Source organism: Desulfomonile tiedjei, assembly GCA_016212925.1.
Lineage (GTDB): Bacteria > Desulfobacterota > Desulfomonilia > Desulfomonilales > Desulfomonilaceae > JACRDF01.
Genome location: JACRDF010000040.1, coordinates 140,792 through 156,550 on the forward strand (window position 1 = coordinate 140,792; position 15,759 = coordinate 156,550).

The following is a 15,759-nucleotide window of genomic DNA, read 5'->3' on the forward strand; positions in this document are numbered from 1 at the left end:
GTTTAAGATCGGGGGGTGGGGGAGCCGAGCCTTTGGCTGATAAACTCAGCCGGCGCGTCTATGTCCGATCCGCCCGGGAACACGGCGGCCACTCCCATTTCCTTCAGCAAAGGGATGTCCGGCCCCGGAATAACTCCGCCCACAACGACCATGATGTCGTCGGCCCCCTTTTCCTTGAGGAGGCCCAGCAGTTTTCGGCAAATCGGCAAATGGGCGCCGGACATGATCGATAGTCCGATCACATCCACGTCTTCCTGGATTGCGGCGTGTACGATCATTTCTACAGTTTGGTGAAGTCCGGTGTAGATAACTTCTAATCCTGCATCTTTCAGGGCATGGGCTATGACCTTTGCCCCCCGGTCATGACCGTCCAGGCCTGGTTTGGCAAGAAGTATACGCGGTGTACTTCTCACAGGCGACTCGACCTCCGCTATGTGCAGGTTCAGGGATAAGAATTTGCAGTATTATTTCGAGGACACTATACCACGGGACCGGGATCTCAACAATATTCAGTCTGATCTTTGTCGAACTAAAATCACAATCGCACCCGTGGATAGGCGGGGGGGCGGGGCGGCTGCGGTTCGAGCTGACACAAAGAGGCGGATGGCAGGGAAAGGGGTGTGCCTGCCTATTCTCATTGAGGAAAGTCGAATCATTGCAGTTTCATGCCTATGCCCTGACGGATAGGAGGGGCCTGCCCCTAGAGTAATTGCTTGACACCAACATTTCTTGTGATATATATTTGCCTGTAATCATATGCTGTTATGTTTGTTTAATGTTTTGCCTCCTTGAAGAGGTATGGATTGAAGTTGCTTAAACATATTCCGAAGGCCCTTGCACCGCTCCTGATTCTGGCGGTCTTTGGAGTTCTTTTCTCTGCGAACGTCTGTGGAGCCGGGGATTATCCCTCGTGGTGGGGGTCCTCCGCGTGGTGGGACTGGTCCGACTACCGAGGGGGTGTGGGGATTCGTGGCTTCCTGGCGCGACTGACTTCAGGCAGCATCGAAGAAGGCAACCTCAGCCGTGACCTGAGGACGGACTTCGGCATGATCAGCGACCCTGACCCCTTCGGGGAGTTCTGGGGAGAATTGTATATCGACAGACTGGGACTGCGGCTTCGTGTCGAGGAGGACAACACCTTCCAAGGCCGCGTGGGCACAGGCCCCGAAACGGATGTAATCAGGTCGTCGGAGTTAGAAACCAGCTCAGGAAGTTTTGGAGTGGATTTGGACCTGATCCGCTATCCGTTCCTCAGGCTGGGCATTGATTACGATGTGTACTTTGGGAAAATAAAATTATTGGACAGGACACACCCGTACCAGTGGACCGTGTTTGAGGTGGCCGGCCGTCAGCCTATGACTATAGGCGTTCACGGACTGGCTATACCCACAAGGATTCGAGGCGTTCCCGTCACAGTTCAGGCGCGTGCGCGCTTCCCCGTCCCCCTCTTGACATCAGGCAGCGATGCCAAGGTAACGGAATGGGAGGTTTCGGCCGGTCTGCGCCCGGCAATTTGGGACACCAGCATTTATGCTCACAGCACGTTTTCGGTGGGGCTAAGCGGTGGTTTTCGATGGGTAAATCTCGAGACTGATCTTGTCGCCACCGATCTTGTCACCGGGGGCGAACGCAACGCGAAGCTCAAGGCCCGCTGGCAAGGCGCTTTCATCGAGCTTGGGCTCGCTTTCTAACTCCCACTCTCGTCTGCATTCTCACAGATAATCTATTCCGCCATAAAACCCGCACTAAACAGCCACTTTAGCCGAATTTGAGGCCCACACGGAATCGTCGGTGTCCGGAACCTGCGTCAAAACCGCTAGAGGCACGGCCTCCACTTTGCGGTAGACCTCCGCGGGGGAGCGGCGCACGCCGTCCACCGTCAACAGGTCCTCCACTTTGATTCCAAAATGCTTTTCGTTTTCCACGAGGTACGGGTGGATGAGATGCCAATCCTCATCCGACAAGTCCGCGAATCTGCCCCCGTTAAGTTGCTCCTCAACCATCTGTCTATGCGGATCACGAATGTAAAGCGCGCCTCCCGACGCCAGGGAGAAGAGGTTCGAACCGGGGTACGGTCGTTCCAGAAAGATGATGTCACCATCTTCGTTCCTGGTCAGCCCGTTGACAATCACGAATCCTCCACCGTTCAGCGGGTCTCCGGCCATGAAACTTTCAGCCAGGAAATCCAAAGCGGTACCGTTGATTACGACTCGCGGATGGCCCGCGGCGTTGATCAAAGGTCTGCCTGCCGCGTTTCCAAGGACAAAGGTATTGCCACCTTTCGCTCCATACATGAAGCACTGGCCCGCATCCCCATGTATGACCAGCAGGCCTTGTTTCATTATCTGGCCTATCTGATCCTGGGCATTGCCGTGAATGTGGATTTCCATTCCATCAATTCCGCTTGCCTCGTAATCTCCGGACGAGCCGTACAGATCCATTCTGACACCTGAAGTCAAAGGCCCGAATCCGCAACCGTGAAATCTCTGGCCTCGCAGATCGAACACAACAAACTTCCGCCAGCCCAGCCGGTATGCATCAGCCAAGAGGACCGCGTCGCATTCATCCCCCTCCGGTTCAAAGTCACTGGCATCCACCACCAAGGCGCGTTCCACTGCTATGGGTGGCCGAAGCTGTTTCCGGGTTGCGAAATTGATTAGGCTGTAGAAGCCGATGTTGTTCACGTCCGTGATCACAGGGAGAGCGTTGAAGATGGCATTAAGTTCGTCAGTGACTACACGGATCAGAGCGGACCGTTTCTTGTCGCCGAGAGGAAAACCTCGGTCCAAAACCAAGGTAAGGCCCTCAATTACTACGTTCAAAGCCTCTTTCCGGGAACGAGCACGGCGGCCGAGTTGGGCGACAACCCATCTCAACGTATTGTAGTCCCATAGAGCGGCATTTGTCGCAAAAAGCGTCAGTATCTCCGAAGACTTTCCGGTCTTTATTGCCTGGTCCAGGAGGGCCTCTATTTCCCCCCGGGAATCGGACGGACTACCTATCGGCGTAGCAATGTCCAACGGTTTTCGGGTCTCAACTGTGACGGCATGGCCAAATTTGTCATTACACGTAAGCGCCAGGTCCCCGTTCCTCCCAGGTTTTACGTCGAACATGAACGCTCCACCATCTGAAGACGAACCTCCTCTGGCGTTCCAGTACTTGTCAGCCACAGGGCTGAATCGAGGGTCTTCCAGAGCGAGCGATCTCAGCGTCGCGTCAATGGCCTGTTTTTCCGAACAGATCAGGCCGACTTGCACGTCCCCGTCATATAAAGAAAAAACTTGGGGCCTCAACATGGAGGTGTCTGTGATACCAAGCAACTGAAAGGTCTGCTGTTCCGGGATGTTTCTGGCGATAATGAAAAACCAGGGGCCGTCCGGTGACGCATGGATATGCGTGGATTGGACCCTCTCATAGAGTTCCTGTTTTTCCGAGGGGAGCAGGTCAAAATCCAGCTCTCCGGTGGGCGCAAGCGCTTCTATGATCACTTCCAGGGGATATCCGTAGACCCTGTTCCAGAGGTCAAACAACATTATGCTGACCTCGGTATCGGTCATAAACTGGGGCTCGAGCCCTCTCTGTTTCAGGTAGTCACATGTGGCGTGGTAGTTGGCGAAGTCGCCATTGTGAACCAGGGCCTCATTCAGCCCTGTGAAGGGGTGCGCTCCTCCGGGATGCCATACTCGCCCCCGAGTGGGATAGCGCTGGTGCGCGATCCAGACATGTGCTTTAAAATCGTCCAGCTTGTAGTACCGCACGACATTTTCAGCGTACCCGACTATTTTCAGGATCATGACATTTCGGCCGTGGGATAACACAAACGCCTGCTTCTCACCGAGGGAGCTGTAAAATTGCTTGTTCAGGCGCACGCTGTTGCGGCTGATGAACTCATCCTCTGCATATCGTTCCGGCATCCCCTGAAGACCGTTGTCCTCCATGAACCTTTTGAGGACCGGGGGCTTAACCCTTACAAACGCTCGCCACACATCGGGAGGCTGGACTTCAAGCCCCTCTAATTCCCTGTAATCCGGCAAATGGTCAAGAATTTCCTCTTTCGCCACATCGAAAAACGGGGTTACGCAACCATCTTTGAGAGCGTTCAGGCAACCGGGCTCGAGCAATGCCACGTTAAGCATATAATGGGAGTCGAGCACCTCACGTGATATGCCCAGGGCGTCGGGATCGAAACCAACCGCAGCTATGCCGCCCCCCTTACCGTTTCCACGATTGTGCATCCGGCAAGAAGGCTCAAAGATGTGCCGGCCCGCCAGCGGTATGTTGGAGGCAAAACCGGTTACTCCGCAGCCACCCTCATCGGCGGCTTTGAAGTTCGAGGAAAAGTCGGCTCGCCCAAATTCCTTGATACGCGATGACAGTATCTTTTCAGCATAGGAACCGGAATATCTCATCTCGAACCTCATTTCCCCAAATCTCGAATGTCGTCGTCAGGGACATCGGAGTTATAGTCCAAATGGGCCAGGACATCGGTCCTGCCCACGAGTTGTCGGATACTGTCCAAACCGAGGCGGTAAAGTATCTCGCGGAGTTGCTCTCGCCAGCAGTGCAGCATGTTGACGATCCTTTGAGTGCCCCATGCGAGATCCATCAGTCCCACCAATTCCAAATCGGTGGTGGCAATTCCCCTGGCGCAGCCGCGTCCGCTCTCGCAATTGTGACACCTCACGCATTCCAGCGCGACCAGCTCGGACGTTCCTGTAACAACTCCGTCTGCTCCAAGCGCGATGGCCTTGGCTATGTCGTAGGCGCTTCGGATGCCGCCTGAAGCTATCAGCGTGATCTCGTCGCGAACGCCTTCATTCACGAGAAAATTGTGAACCTTGGGTATCGCGTATTCTATCGGCATGGCGATGTTTTTCTTTGCTACGTCGGGAGCGGCCCCTGTCCCGCCGTACGACCCGTCCAGATGAACTATGTGAGCACCGGCGTAGTACGAACCGACCGCAACCATATCTACATCGGAAGGCGTTGACACTTTTACCGAGACCAAAGCTCTGCTATTGATCGCCTTGATCCAGTCGATATGTTTCTTGTGATCTTCCACGGAGTAAACCGAGTGGAACGGGAAGGGGCTGAACAGCGACGATCCGGGGACAGTCTCTCGAATCCTTGCCACAGCCTCGGTGACCTTGGGTCCGAGGAGATGACCTCCCAGCCCTGGTTTCGCTCCCTGAGCGTACTTGAATTCCACTATCTTGACACGCTGAATGGTCTCTTCCCTCACGCCGAAGAGCCCCGTAGCGACCTGGGTTATGATGTGATCGTCAAAAGGGAACAAGGCTTCAGGGTAACCGCCTTCTCCTGTGCAAGTGAAGGATCCCCAAGCTGCAAACGCTCGGATACGGCTCAGCATCGTGATCTGGCTGATTGACCCGAAGGACATGCCTCCACCGTAAACCGGTATGGGTATTTCGATCCCGAGTCGTCCGTCGTTTCTCTTGTTGAGTCTGATGGAGGTGTCTATTTGCTCTATGTCAAGATCCGGTTTGGGGACGCGTTTCGGAAACACAAAGCGCAATTTGTCGAAGCCGCCGTTGGAGTCGCCGATCCGAAATTCAAGGTCGTGCTTGGGCAGCCGTCCGGTTTCCGCCATGTACCACGTGCTCATGAGCAGATCCCCGGTCCACCTTTTATCTCCCAGAGCCTTTATGGAGGGGTTCAAGCCGACACGGATGGCGTTGACAGGGCAAGTCAGGACGCAACGGTTCGACTTTTTCGAACACTCGATTCCGAGGCACAGGTGGTCCCGGGGTGGCTGAAGCTTCCCGCCCTGAGCTTGAAACACTTTTTCCGGACAGATTGCCACGCATTTGAGGCAATCATTACAGGCATCCGAAACCACGGCCGTGTATTTGCCTATGGCACGGCCGAACCTTGAAGGAGTCTCGACCACTCTAGTCGAAGGAACCTCACTCCATATATTCTTGTAATGCATGAAGACCGTTCCTTTTTACGAATTGCGATCGGCGAAAATCTGAAAAAACGTATCGTTCTCCAAATCTTCCATGAACATGACTCGGCCCTGCTCGCCCCTCAGTCGCCGGGCCTCGCGTATGCCCATAGCGCCCATCATCTCCAACAGCTGGTTATGCCAGGCCCCTATGAGATTGACTATCCGACGGGAAGCCCAGCCGGGATCAACGTCCTTGATGTGGACAGGGCATTCGCCGCCGTCCCTGCAGTTGCGGCACACGCGGCACTCCAAGGCGATGAGCATCGGCACGTCCACACCGACAAGATTCGCTCCGCAAAGTATGGCTTTGATCACATGTTCAGCCATGGCAAGCCCGCCGGACGCGAGGAAGGTTATTTCATCCCTCAAACCCTCATGAAGGAGGGCCGCGTTAACCTCTTTAATGAGGTCCTTTATGTGAAGGCCGTTCGTTACGCCGGGTTCGTAACCTCTTTCGTCTGCAACGTAGTGAATGAGGTCCATTCCGCCTTTGGTATAGTCGACCACGTTCTTCACATGCCCCGGCAGCGACAAGGCTTGCATCCTAACTGAAACAAGAAGGTCGGGCTTTATCCTCTTCAACTCTGCCATCGTGCTGAGAGCGTTTTCCGAGTCCGGGATCTCTACCATTTGGAATTCCGCAACACGGGAAAGGTCGGCAGGACCGGTGTCCAATAGTGGAACAAGATAAGGAGTAAATTCAGCGAGTTCGTTAAGAACCGATTGAGGTGTCACCATCAGGGTGTTGAGTTCCGCGGCTGCTCGGGCCATGGCGCGCCAAACGTTGGGCGACATGTCCCCAAAGGGGAGTACATCCAGGACAATAGGGATCGGAATCCTAATCGAAGGCCGCGGTTCAGTCAGAAGTTTGTCGCCCGGGCCGAATTCCAGGCACGAAGGTCTGCGCCCAATATCCACCACCGTGGATATATACTCTCGACCGTGTATGCCGTCTCTGGTCGGGCGTACGATTTCACTCATATCGGTCCACATGGAATCGAACCCCGGTCCGGAAAATGCGCCTCCGTATCCTGCCCCCGAAACCGGGATCTTGCCCGATTCCGCCTGATTCCATGTGGCAGAGATGATCTCCGGGCTGTACACGTCATCTCCCAGGGCTTCCCATTCGGGGTTGATGGTCTTGTGAATCAGTCGTTTAGGGCACCCCTGCACGCAGCGAAAGCAGCTCTTGCACAATTCGTCTACGGTATCGGCCAATATGTCGGAGGAAAACGATCTCTGATGGTACACATCGTAAACGCATTCGTACTTGACGCATTTCGCGCACTTCAGACAACCCTCTCCCCAGTCGACAATTCCTGACCGACCCACAACCGGATAACGGTTGGGGGCATTCTGAACGTGAATGTGATACTTCTTGGGCATCTTCCAAACTCTCCACCGGAATCAACGTGTTGCGGAAAGGACCTTATCCACACAAAAGAAGTTTCCTTCGAATCTGCTCAAACCTCCGGTCTCTTGTCCAGACCAGCGGCTTTCAGGATCTCAGGCACCTTATGCTCCCACTCGATGGCCATGAGGTGTACACCGGCTACGCCTTTTATTTCTCTGACTTTCCGGATTGTCTCGACCGCGATCTTGATCCCTTCATCGGCCTGTTTCTCTTTGGGCACTCCGGAAAGTCGCTTTATCAAGTCTTCAGGGACGTCCATACCCGCGACTTTGTTGGCCATATATCGGGCCATTCCGACGCCCTTCAGAGGAGTAATTCCCGCAAGAATGCTGACCTTTTCGGTGAGGCCCATGTCCACAGCCTGCCTCATGAATTCGGCAAATCGATCCAGGTTGTAAATGCACTGGGTCTGAATAAAATCCACTCCCGCCTCGACCTTCTTGGCGAGCCGCACCACGCGCCAGCCGACAGGGTCGGCGAAAGGGTTTTCTGCCGCGCCGATGAACATCTTGGGCGGAACTTGAATTGGTTCACCGCCTATAATCTGTCCTTTGTCGCGCATGGAGCGCACGGTATGGACGAGCTGTATGGAATCGAGGTCAAAAACTCCCACAGCCTCCTTTTGGTTGCCAAAGCAGTGATGGTCACCGGTCAGACACAGGACGTTGCGTATGCCAAGCGCGTAAGCGCCGAAAAGGTCGCTCTGAAGCGCGATTCGGTTACGGTCCCGGGTAACCATCTGGAGCACAGGCTCGTGGCCCAAACCCTTGAGTATTGTGGAGGCTGCCAGAGAAGACATTCTGACAATTGCGGTCTGATTGTCCGTGACGTTGACAGCGTCAACGCGGCCCAGAAGGAATTTCCCCTTCTCTTCCAGAACAGCAGCGTCCGCGCCTTTGGGAGGGCCGCATTCGGCTGTGACGGCAAAATGCCCGGACTTGAGTACTTTTTCTAGACGGCTTTCGGTCTTCACGGTTTTTGATCCTCCCTGATTACTCGACGCGGCCCGCCGGAATGGGATGTCGACCAATCGACCGGCGGAACAAATTCGTTGAGTCTGTCCAGTTCTCCAAGGGTATCCAGGCGCTTGATTATCATGTCCCAGCCGCATGGGATGTCGGGACGAACCTCGCAACGGCCATCTTTGGAACCGCCGCATGGGCCGTTCATCAACTTCTTTGAACATCGAGTGACAGGACAGACGGCCCCGAAGTGTCCCAGCTTGCACTTGCCGCAGCCCAGGCAATTCTCCTGCCATACGCCGCGCATTTCCGTTTCACCGATGAACAGCGTGTCCAGCGCGGGAATGATCGGCTTGTCCTGATAGACTCTCGCAAGGGCCTGAACGCCGGCTCCGCAACCCAGCGAAAGCATCACTTCGTGGTCCGGGACCAGGTTGGCTATGCGGTCGATGAAATCATCCACGCACTGCCGGTCCAAGCAAGTGTCGGTTATGACCGGGTTCAAATTGTCCTTGGCGTAGGAAAGTCTCAGGGCCGCAGCGAGAAGCATGGTCTCCCGTTGCCCGCCTGCTGCACATTCGGCCACGCATGAATCGCACCCGACCACCAAAATGGACGAGTACCGGTCGATCATCTTCCTGATTTCAGGTATCTCTTTTAGCTCCGCAACAATCACAGGTGTCCTCCTTGGTAGGCTGAGCCAGGCGGATTCTTGCACTTTCCTTCAAGGCGCGCCGGGCCTTGCCAGCCGGAACCACTTAATTTTTCACGGGTCGTTCAGCCGGATTTGGTTTTCGCGACGGGGGGTATTTGGTCGAAGGATTCCAGTCTAATAGAGAAGTCCTTCAAGATCTTGTCCAAAGCCGCCTGGTCCATTGGCGGCAAGTGAACAAACTCAATCCTCCCGGACTCGATGCCCAGCCGATCGAGCCAAGAGCGCGCATAATCTGCCCGTTTATGGGATCGCATGGATCCCTCTAAGTACTGGCAGGCCTTCTCGGCACACGCGAGCACCAGCACTCCTTGGGCGCCTCCTGCCATTGTTTTCAACAGGTGATGCGCCTCGATCTTGCCGGAGCATGGTATCGCGACAAGGCTGACGCCCGGACGAGACCGGGCAAAGTTTTTCTGTGCGCCGTCCTTGAATAGCTTCAGGTTACGGCAGTGATACACTACTATTTTAATGGGCTTTGTCTCCATTGTCTACCCAGTGGAACCTCTTCATGAAAAATGCCACAATTTTTAAGTATGCCACTCATAGCTACTCGATTTCAAGCTTTTTGTGAAGAAGAGAGCGAACTTTCAGTAACGTGGACAAAAGGAGAAGCCCTACTGAAAAACAACCTTCACGCATTTTCTCCAAGTTCCCCCTAACTCCCATTTCTAGAAGGGGGAATGCAAAGCACCCTCAGACATCTCTTTTTTTCAGGGGGGCGTCGGGCAAGAGTTTTTCGGAACAATTATAGTGGTTCTCGAAAGTAATCACGGATTGGCTTATGGGTGCCACTGCTGGCTTGCCCAGCAGTGCGGTTCCATTCGGAAAAAACTTTGGAAATCACTATATAGTAGCCACTTCTGTCAACCGCCTTCTGTATTGGGTGCCACGGACCTGGGCCTTCCAGGTCCGTGGCACCCAATACAGAGCTATCGCCACGATAACTCGGAAGATTCCCAGCCTTCCTGTACCATCGGCTCGCTTTTCAATTTGGTGTTCAATGCGGGAGACAACCTTGGTGTTTTCCAAAAACGCCGGCACGGACCTGGCGGAGCCCAGGTCCGTGGCACCCGGGAGTCAATTCGAGATAACTTTCGAGAACTGGTATAATAGACAGGGAGGAAGCCTGTCCCACCGAACGTCCGGGCTTCCTGCTTTAGGGGCAGAAAATGCTTCGCTGCGCTCGCAATGACGGTCTTCTTGCGCCAGTAACTGAAGGCTTAAGCGGTGATCTCCACAAATTCATCAGCCGAGCTTTTTCAATTCTTCGGCCAGTATCTGGTTGACCACAGCCGGGTTGGCCTTGCCCTTGGTGGCTTTCATTACCTGCCCGACAAAGAACCCAACCATCGCGGTCTTTCCTTTGAGGTACTTGGCGACCTCACCGGGATTATCGTCCAGTACTTGCCGGACCAAGGAGCTGAGCTGCGCGGTGTCCGAAACCTGGACGAGCCCCTTTTCTTCTATGATTGCCGTCGCGTCTCGACCGGTTTTGTACATTTCCTCGAAAACGGTTTTGGCTATCTTGCCTGAAATGGTTCCGTCCTCGACCAGTCTAAGCAATTCGGCAAGTTGTTTGGGGGTCGTTGGACAGCAGGTGATCCCTGCTTCTTCGCCCTTCAGCTCTCTCATTAACTCGGTCATGATCCAATTGCTGACGATTTTCGGCTGCGGAAACAATGCCACCGTCTGTTCAAAGTAGGTGGCCAGATCCCGAGACGCGGTCAGGACCGCTGCGTCGTAAACCGGGATGCCGAAATCCTTAACGAAGCGGTCCTTTTTCTGCATCGGGAGTTCCGGCAGTTCGTTCCGGACCTTTTCTACCAATTGTGGGCTCACACGCAGGGGCAACAGGTCCGGATCGGGGAAGTATCGGTAGTCGTGGGCCTGCTCTTTGCTGCGCATGGACGCGGTCGAACCTGTGGCTGGGTCGAACAGCCGCGTCTCCTGAGTTATTTTTCCTCCGTCGGTCAGGACCTGCGTCTGCCGGTCGATCTCATATTGCAGCGCTCGCTGGACATTCCGAAATGAGTTCATGTTCTTCAGTTCGGTTTTCACTCCCAACGGGGTTTCCCCGCGAGGTCTTATGGACACGTTGGCGTCACAGCGGAAGCTGCCTTCCTCCATATTGCCGTCGCATATCTCCAGGTAGACCAGAATGGATCTGAGGGCTCTCAAATAGGCGGCGGCTTCTTCCGGGCTCCGAATTTCCGGTTCCGAGACTATCTCGATCAGCGGCACTCCTGTTCTGTTGAGATCGACGTATGATAAGGGCTTGCGCTCGTCGTGAATGAGCTTGCCCGCGTCCTCTTCCATGTGAATTCGGGTCAGACCGATGCGCCGGAGACTGCCGTCCGTCTCAATTTCGACCCAGCCGTGTTCTGCCACAGGCAGTTCGTACTGGGATATTTGATAATTCTTGGGGAGGTCCGGATAATAGTAGTTCTTGCGAGCGAACCTGCTGATTTCATTGATCTCACAGTTGCACGCCAGGGCCATGCGGACGGTAAACTCAAGGGCCTTACGGTTCAACACGGGAAGGACGCCCGGCATTCCCAAGCAGATAGGGCAGGTATTCATGTTGGGTTCAGCCCCGAAACGAGTGCTGCAAGAACAAAATGCCTTTGATTTTGTCAGCAGCTGGGCGTGAATTTCCAGTCCTATGACAGCCTCGTATTCCATTGGATTCATCCTATAGTGGGGGTCTTTTCAGGTGAAAATCGGTCTCTTTCTGGTACGCCGCTCCCAGTTGCACAAGCCGCGCTTCCTCGAAGTGAGGGGCGATTAGCTGCAAGCCGACAGGGAGACCGTCTTCGGAAAACTTCCCGGGTATTGCCATGCCCGGGAGGCCGGCCATGTTCACTGGTATGGTAAAAACGTCTGTCAGGTACATCTGGATGGGATCGTCGATCTTTTCTCCGATCTTGAAAGCAGGTGACGGCGCGGTCGGGCAGAGGATAGCGTCACATTCCTCGAATGCCCGTTTGAAGTCTTTTGTGATCAGTGTCCTGACTTTGGCCGCCTTGAGATAATAAGCGTCGTAATACCCGGAGGATAGAGCATAAGTTCCTAACATTATTCTGCGTTTGACTTCAGGGCCGAACCCTTCCGCTCTTGTTTGGCAATACATGTCGATCATTCCGCTGAAGTTCTCAGCCCGGTGGCCGTACTTCACCCCGTCGTATCGGGCCAAATTGGAAGAAGCCTCGCTCGGAGCGATGATGTAGTAAGCTGCAATGCCGTAGTCGAGATAGGGTAGGGAAAGCTCCACGAATTTCACGCCAAGCCCCTCGAACACTGATCGGGCTTCGGCGATTGCTCGCTCTACGTCCGGGCTTTCCAGCTTCCCGAAGAACTCCCGAGGCAGCCCCAACGTCATGCCCTTAACCGGCAGATCAAGGAAGTCAGTGAAATCAGGGTACTCCCTCGGCACCGAGGTGGAATCGCTCGGGTCGTGACCGCAGAGGAGATTCAGGAGTAAAGCCATGTCGGGAACGTCTCTGGTGATGGGTCCAATCTGGTCGAGACTGGAAGCATAGGCTACCAGTCCGTAACGAGATACCGCACCGTAGGTCGGTTTTATCCCGGTGACACCGCAGAAGGCCGCGGGCAAGCGAATGGAGCCGCCGGTATCCGATCCGAGCGAAACAATGGCTTCCCCGGCAGCAACAGCCGCAGCAGACCCGCCGCTTGACCCGCCCGGAATCAGTTCGAGGTCCCATGGATTGCGAGTCGTACCCCAATGCGAGGTTTCCGTAGAGGACCCCATGGCAAACTCGTCCATGTTTGCGCTTCCCAGGATGACCATCCCGGCCTCACGCAAAAGCCGCACCACCGTGGCGTCGTAGGGAGGAATGAAATTGGCCAGAACACCTGACGCGCAGGTTGTCCTGTGACCCTTGACGCACATATTATCCTTTACGGCAATGGGAATTCCGGTGAGAGGTCCCGCGGGTCCCGAGGCCAAACGGAAGTCGGCCTCCTTGGCCATTTCCAGCGCCAGGTCCGGGTTCACGGTGACGTAGGAGCGAACCTTGTCTTCAACCGCTTTTATGCGACCTAACACGGATTGGGTGATCTCCACCGAACTCGTTTGTTTTTTCCGGAGAATCTCTGCAAGCTCCCACGCGGTCTTTTCGTACAGCTCAGACAATTGCTAATTCCTTCTTGGTAAGGTAGGGCCCGGTCGGGGCTATTCGATTACTTTCGGCACCCTGAAAGAGGTTCCTGTTCTAGCCGGGGCGTTGGCTAGCGCCTCTTCAACCGGCAAGGACGGTTTGACCTCATCCTCGCGTAACGGCGTGTACAGCTCGACCGGACCGGCCATGGGTTCCACGTTGTCGGTGTCGACCTCAGCGAGCATGTCCATGTATTTTAGAATGTCGTCCAGTTGGCCCATGTATTTCTTTTTCTCTTCCGGCTCGAGTGTGAGCCGGCCCAAGAGTGCCACATAGTCGACCTGTTCGGGCGTAATCTTCATTTGTATCCCTTTCGCAGGGTGCGGTGCTGATCAGGCGTCAGGCCCCGAAATTAGGCCTTATAAGATACTCTTGGGCCGAGTCCGGTGTCAAGGTTGGCCGGACGGGCCCCATTTCAAATATTTGTACGACATCGCCCGATGAAATTCCGACGGGCTTATGAGCCGTTTCACCAATTCAGCGTTCAATGGGCCGGCTTCGGGATGCGTGCTTCTCTGCAAAGGGTTTCCGTTCGCATCTACAAGGGCATCCCACCTAAAATTGCGGCCGGGGACCTTGTCTTCGTCTTTCCAGACCGCGTAAAAGCCGGGTTTCTCGATTCCCTTCATTCCTTCGCCCAGTCCGATCGCTTTGGGGTCGCCGTGGCATTCGTGGCATGCTCGCCCTTTGGACGCAATAGTGTGCGGTTCGTAGGGGTTGAATACCAGTGCAAACCATCCCGCCCCTGTGTTCGGAATTTGCCTGTCCACGAGCAGGTTGCTGTCGCTGTCCACGTGAGAAACCACGTACTGGTACATGGGGCGCATCACGGAAACCTTCCCGCTCCGATCCAATCCCAGAGGCGGGCGGGACCACCGCCGGACCGTGTACCCGCGGAACCAGGCACCGGGACGAACTTCTCCTGTGAGCCAGTCTGCCGCTGTCGGTGGCTCCCACTTTTCTTCGGGTTTTGGAGGTACCGGACCGGTTGCGGGCGGGACAATGTCAGCCTCGGTTCCGACGTTTCGCGTCAGAATTTCCTGCACCTGGGGGTCGTTCTGACCTGCGTTGGGGGCCCACTTCCAGTAATCCGGCCTCTCTTCAAGCATGAGATGGAACCCATAGTCCTGAAAAGACCACGAGGCATGGCAGGCGGAGCAGCGCAATTTCTCTCTATGGGCCAGGACTTTGTGAGGAATAGCCTCCGCGTTCCACGCTGGGACCTTGCGGCCCTGACCCCTCAACAGGGTCATAGTTCCATCTTCGCTTTTCAGAATCGCTGAATGATCGCCCGTGACATGGCACTTTTCACAGGAAATCGTGACCCTGTTTCCGGGTGAACGATTGACCTCACCATCGCCGTGAATCTCATCCAGGGAATGACAGTCCGCGCAGCCCATACCGGCACGAAAGTGAACATCCGCTGCCAATCGATGTTGCTCTGAGCCGTAAATCCTTTGTGGTTGCCGTCCCCCCTGAAAGGGCGAGGCAAAACCCCGTGTGGAATCTTTCTCAAATAACCCAACATAGTCGGAGCCCACGTGGTTGGAGTTGTGGCACTTAAGGCACGCGGTGATGCCTGCGTTCCGGACGAGACGGTGTTCAGGCCGAGCGTCGGCGCTGTTTGAATACGGCACATGGCAGGCTGAGCACCCCTGGCCTCGGTGCTCGCCCCAACGTGTAGAACCCTTTGTATAGAGGTGACACCGCAGGCAGGAGCGTCGAAGAAGATCGTCGCCCAGGTTTGTCGACGAAGAAGGATGGGGGACCTGTTTCAGGCCTTCGGTCTCGACAGTGGCGTAATGGGCTGAAGGGGTCTGCTGGCCTCCAAAAGCGAACCTGGTGTGATTGATCGTCCTCGGCGCCAGGGCCATTGCCGAATTCTTCACCCTTCTGGCTTCTTCGGGGTGACAGCGGCCACAGGTCCTCTCTACGGTCCTCAGATCGCCCGGATCACGAATCAGCCCTTTATGAGCCTCCTCCGCGTCGTCGGCCGCGGGGTCTCCCGAATGGCAGCGGACGCACGCCAGCGCATGGGAAGGGTCCATTGCAGCCGCGGAATCATGACAATTGACGCATTTGCCCGGGTCCTTGGATGGCACGCGTTCGGCTGCCTCGGGGGGCGCACCCCACCATGCAGGATAGATCGGCTCTGAAGGTCCTCCATTTTCCTTCGGAGAAGGGACCAATTCAATCGGCACGGGAGCTATTCCCTGTTTGTCGGCTGCTTGTGAAATCATGGGGATTCCAAGCCACAAGGAAGTCATTGCCAGAATGACTACAATGATTTTACGAAGTGAAGTTATAGAGCTGCTCAAGGGCAATGTCCGATTGTGGAGACTTTCTTTCAAAACCGGCAGCCGACGGCTTCCGTGCAAGTGGACCGGCCGCAAATAAGTCATTCATACTGGGGGCCTGGGCCGTCACGGAGAAACTGTCTCAAAACTCTTAAGAGTAGGGGGACCGTGTAGGGGCGCTTCGAGAAGCGCCCTGATTGCGGGCGGTTCACGAACCGCCCC

The 15,759-nt window shown here is 55.2% G+C and carries 12 protein-coding genes; 1 reads left to right on the forward strand and 11 read right to left on the reverse strand.

Annotated features, from left to right (window positions below):
- Positions 1 to 2: 2 nt before the first annotated feature.
- Positions 3 to 413 carry a cobalamin B12-binding domain-containing protein gene (locus HY913_16745; GenBank protein MBI4964924.1) on the reverse strand — a complete coding sequence of 137 codons (411 nt, stop codon included), beginning with the start codon at positions 411 to 413 and terminating at the stop codon, positions 3 to 5.
- A gap of 390 nt (positions 414 to 803) precedes the next feature.
- Between HY913_16745 and HY913_16750 the strand changes: the two genes are divergently transcribed.
- Positions 804 to 1,691 carry a hypothetical protein gene (locus tag HY913_16750; GenBank protein MBI4964925.1) on the forward strand — a complete coding sequence of 296 codons (888 nt, stop codon included), beginning with the start codon at positions 804 to 806 and terminating at the stop codon, positions 1,689 to 1,691.
- Positions 1,692 to 1,745: 54 nt separating this feature from the next.
- Here the strand turns inward: HY913_16750 and HY913_16755 are convergent, their stop codons facing one another.
- From HY913_16755 to HY913_16800, 10 genes are all read right to left on the reverse strand, one after another.
- Positions 1,746 to 4,409, reverse strand: coding sequence for a glutamate synthase (locus tag HY913_16755; GenBank protein MBI4964926.1), 2,664 nt, complete (start codon positions 4,407 to 4,409; stop codon positions 1,746 to 1,748).
- Positions 4,410 to 4,417: 8 nt separating this feature from the next.
- Entirely contained in the window at positions 4,418 to 5,953 is a 1,536-nt protein-coding gene (locus HY913_16760) for an alpha-hydroxy-acid oxidizing protein (GenBank protein ID MBI4964927.1), read from the reverse strand.
- A gap of 15 nt (positions 5,954 to 5,968) precedes the next feature.
- The gene (locus tag HY913_16765) at positions 5,969 to 7,357 is read right to left on the reverse strand and encodes a hypothetical protein (GenBank protein MBI4964928.1); all 1,389 of its coding nucleotides are present in this window, start codon (positions 7,355 to 7,357) and stop codon (positions 5,969 to 5,971) included.
- Positions 7,358 to 7,434: 77 nt separating this feature from the next.
- Positions 7,435 to 8,358 (reverse strand): methylenetetrahydrofolate reductase, encoded by a 924-nt coding sequence (locus tag HY913_16770; protein MBI4964929.1) that lies wholly within the window; start codon positions 8,356 to 8,358, stop codon positions 7,435 to 7,437.
- Entirely contained in the window at positions 8,355 to 9,023 is a 669-nt protein-coding gene (locus HY913_16775; GenBank protein ID MBI4964930.1) for a methylenetetrahydrofolate reductase C-terminal domain-containing protein, read from the reverse strand. The genes HY913_16770 and HY913_16775 overlap by 4 nt, the downstream gene beginning before the upstream one ends.
- Positions 9,024 to 9,124: 101 nt before the next feature.
- Complete coding sequence (locus tag HY913_16780) at positions 9,125 to 9,547, reverse strand: hydrogenase iron-sulfur subunit (protein ID MBI4964931.1); 423 nt, start codon at positions 9,545 to 9,547, stop codon at positions 9,125 to 9,127.
- Positions 9,548 to 10,307: 760 nt separating this feature from the next.
- Complete coding sequence (gene gatB / locus HY913_16785; GenBank protein ID MBI4964932.1) at positions 10,308 to 11,744, reverse strand: Asp-tRNA(Asn)/Glu-tRNA(Gln) amidotransferase subunit GatB; 1,437 nt, start codon at positions 11,742 to 11,744, stop codon at positions 10,308 to 10,310.
- 10 nt (positions 11,745 to 11,754) lie between these two features.
- Entirely contained in the window at positions 11,755 to 13,215 is a 1,461-nt protein-coding gene (gene gatA / locus HY913_16790) for an Asp-tRNA(Asn)/Glu-tRNA(Gln) amidotransferase subunit GatA (protein MBI4964933.1), read from the reverse strand.
- A 39-nt stretch (positions 13,216 to 13,254) separates the two neighbouring features.
- Complete coding sequence (gatC, locus tag HY913_16795; GenBank protein ID MBI4964934.1) at positions 13,255 to 13,542, reverse strand: Asp-tRNA(Asn)/Glu-tRNA(Gln) amidotransferase subunit GatC; 288 nt, start codon at positions 13,540 to 13,542, stop codon at positions 13,255 to 13,257.
- 87 nt (positions 13,543 to 13,629) lie between these two features.
- Positions 13,630 to 15,480, reverse strand: coding sequence for a hypothetical protein (locus HY913_16800; protein MBI4964935.1), 1,851 nt, complete (start codon positions 15,478 to 15,480; stop codon positions 13,630 to 13,632).
- Positions 15,481 to 15,759: the final 279 nt, after the last annotated feature.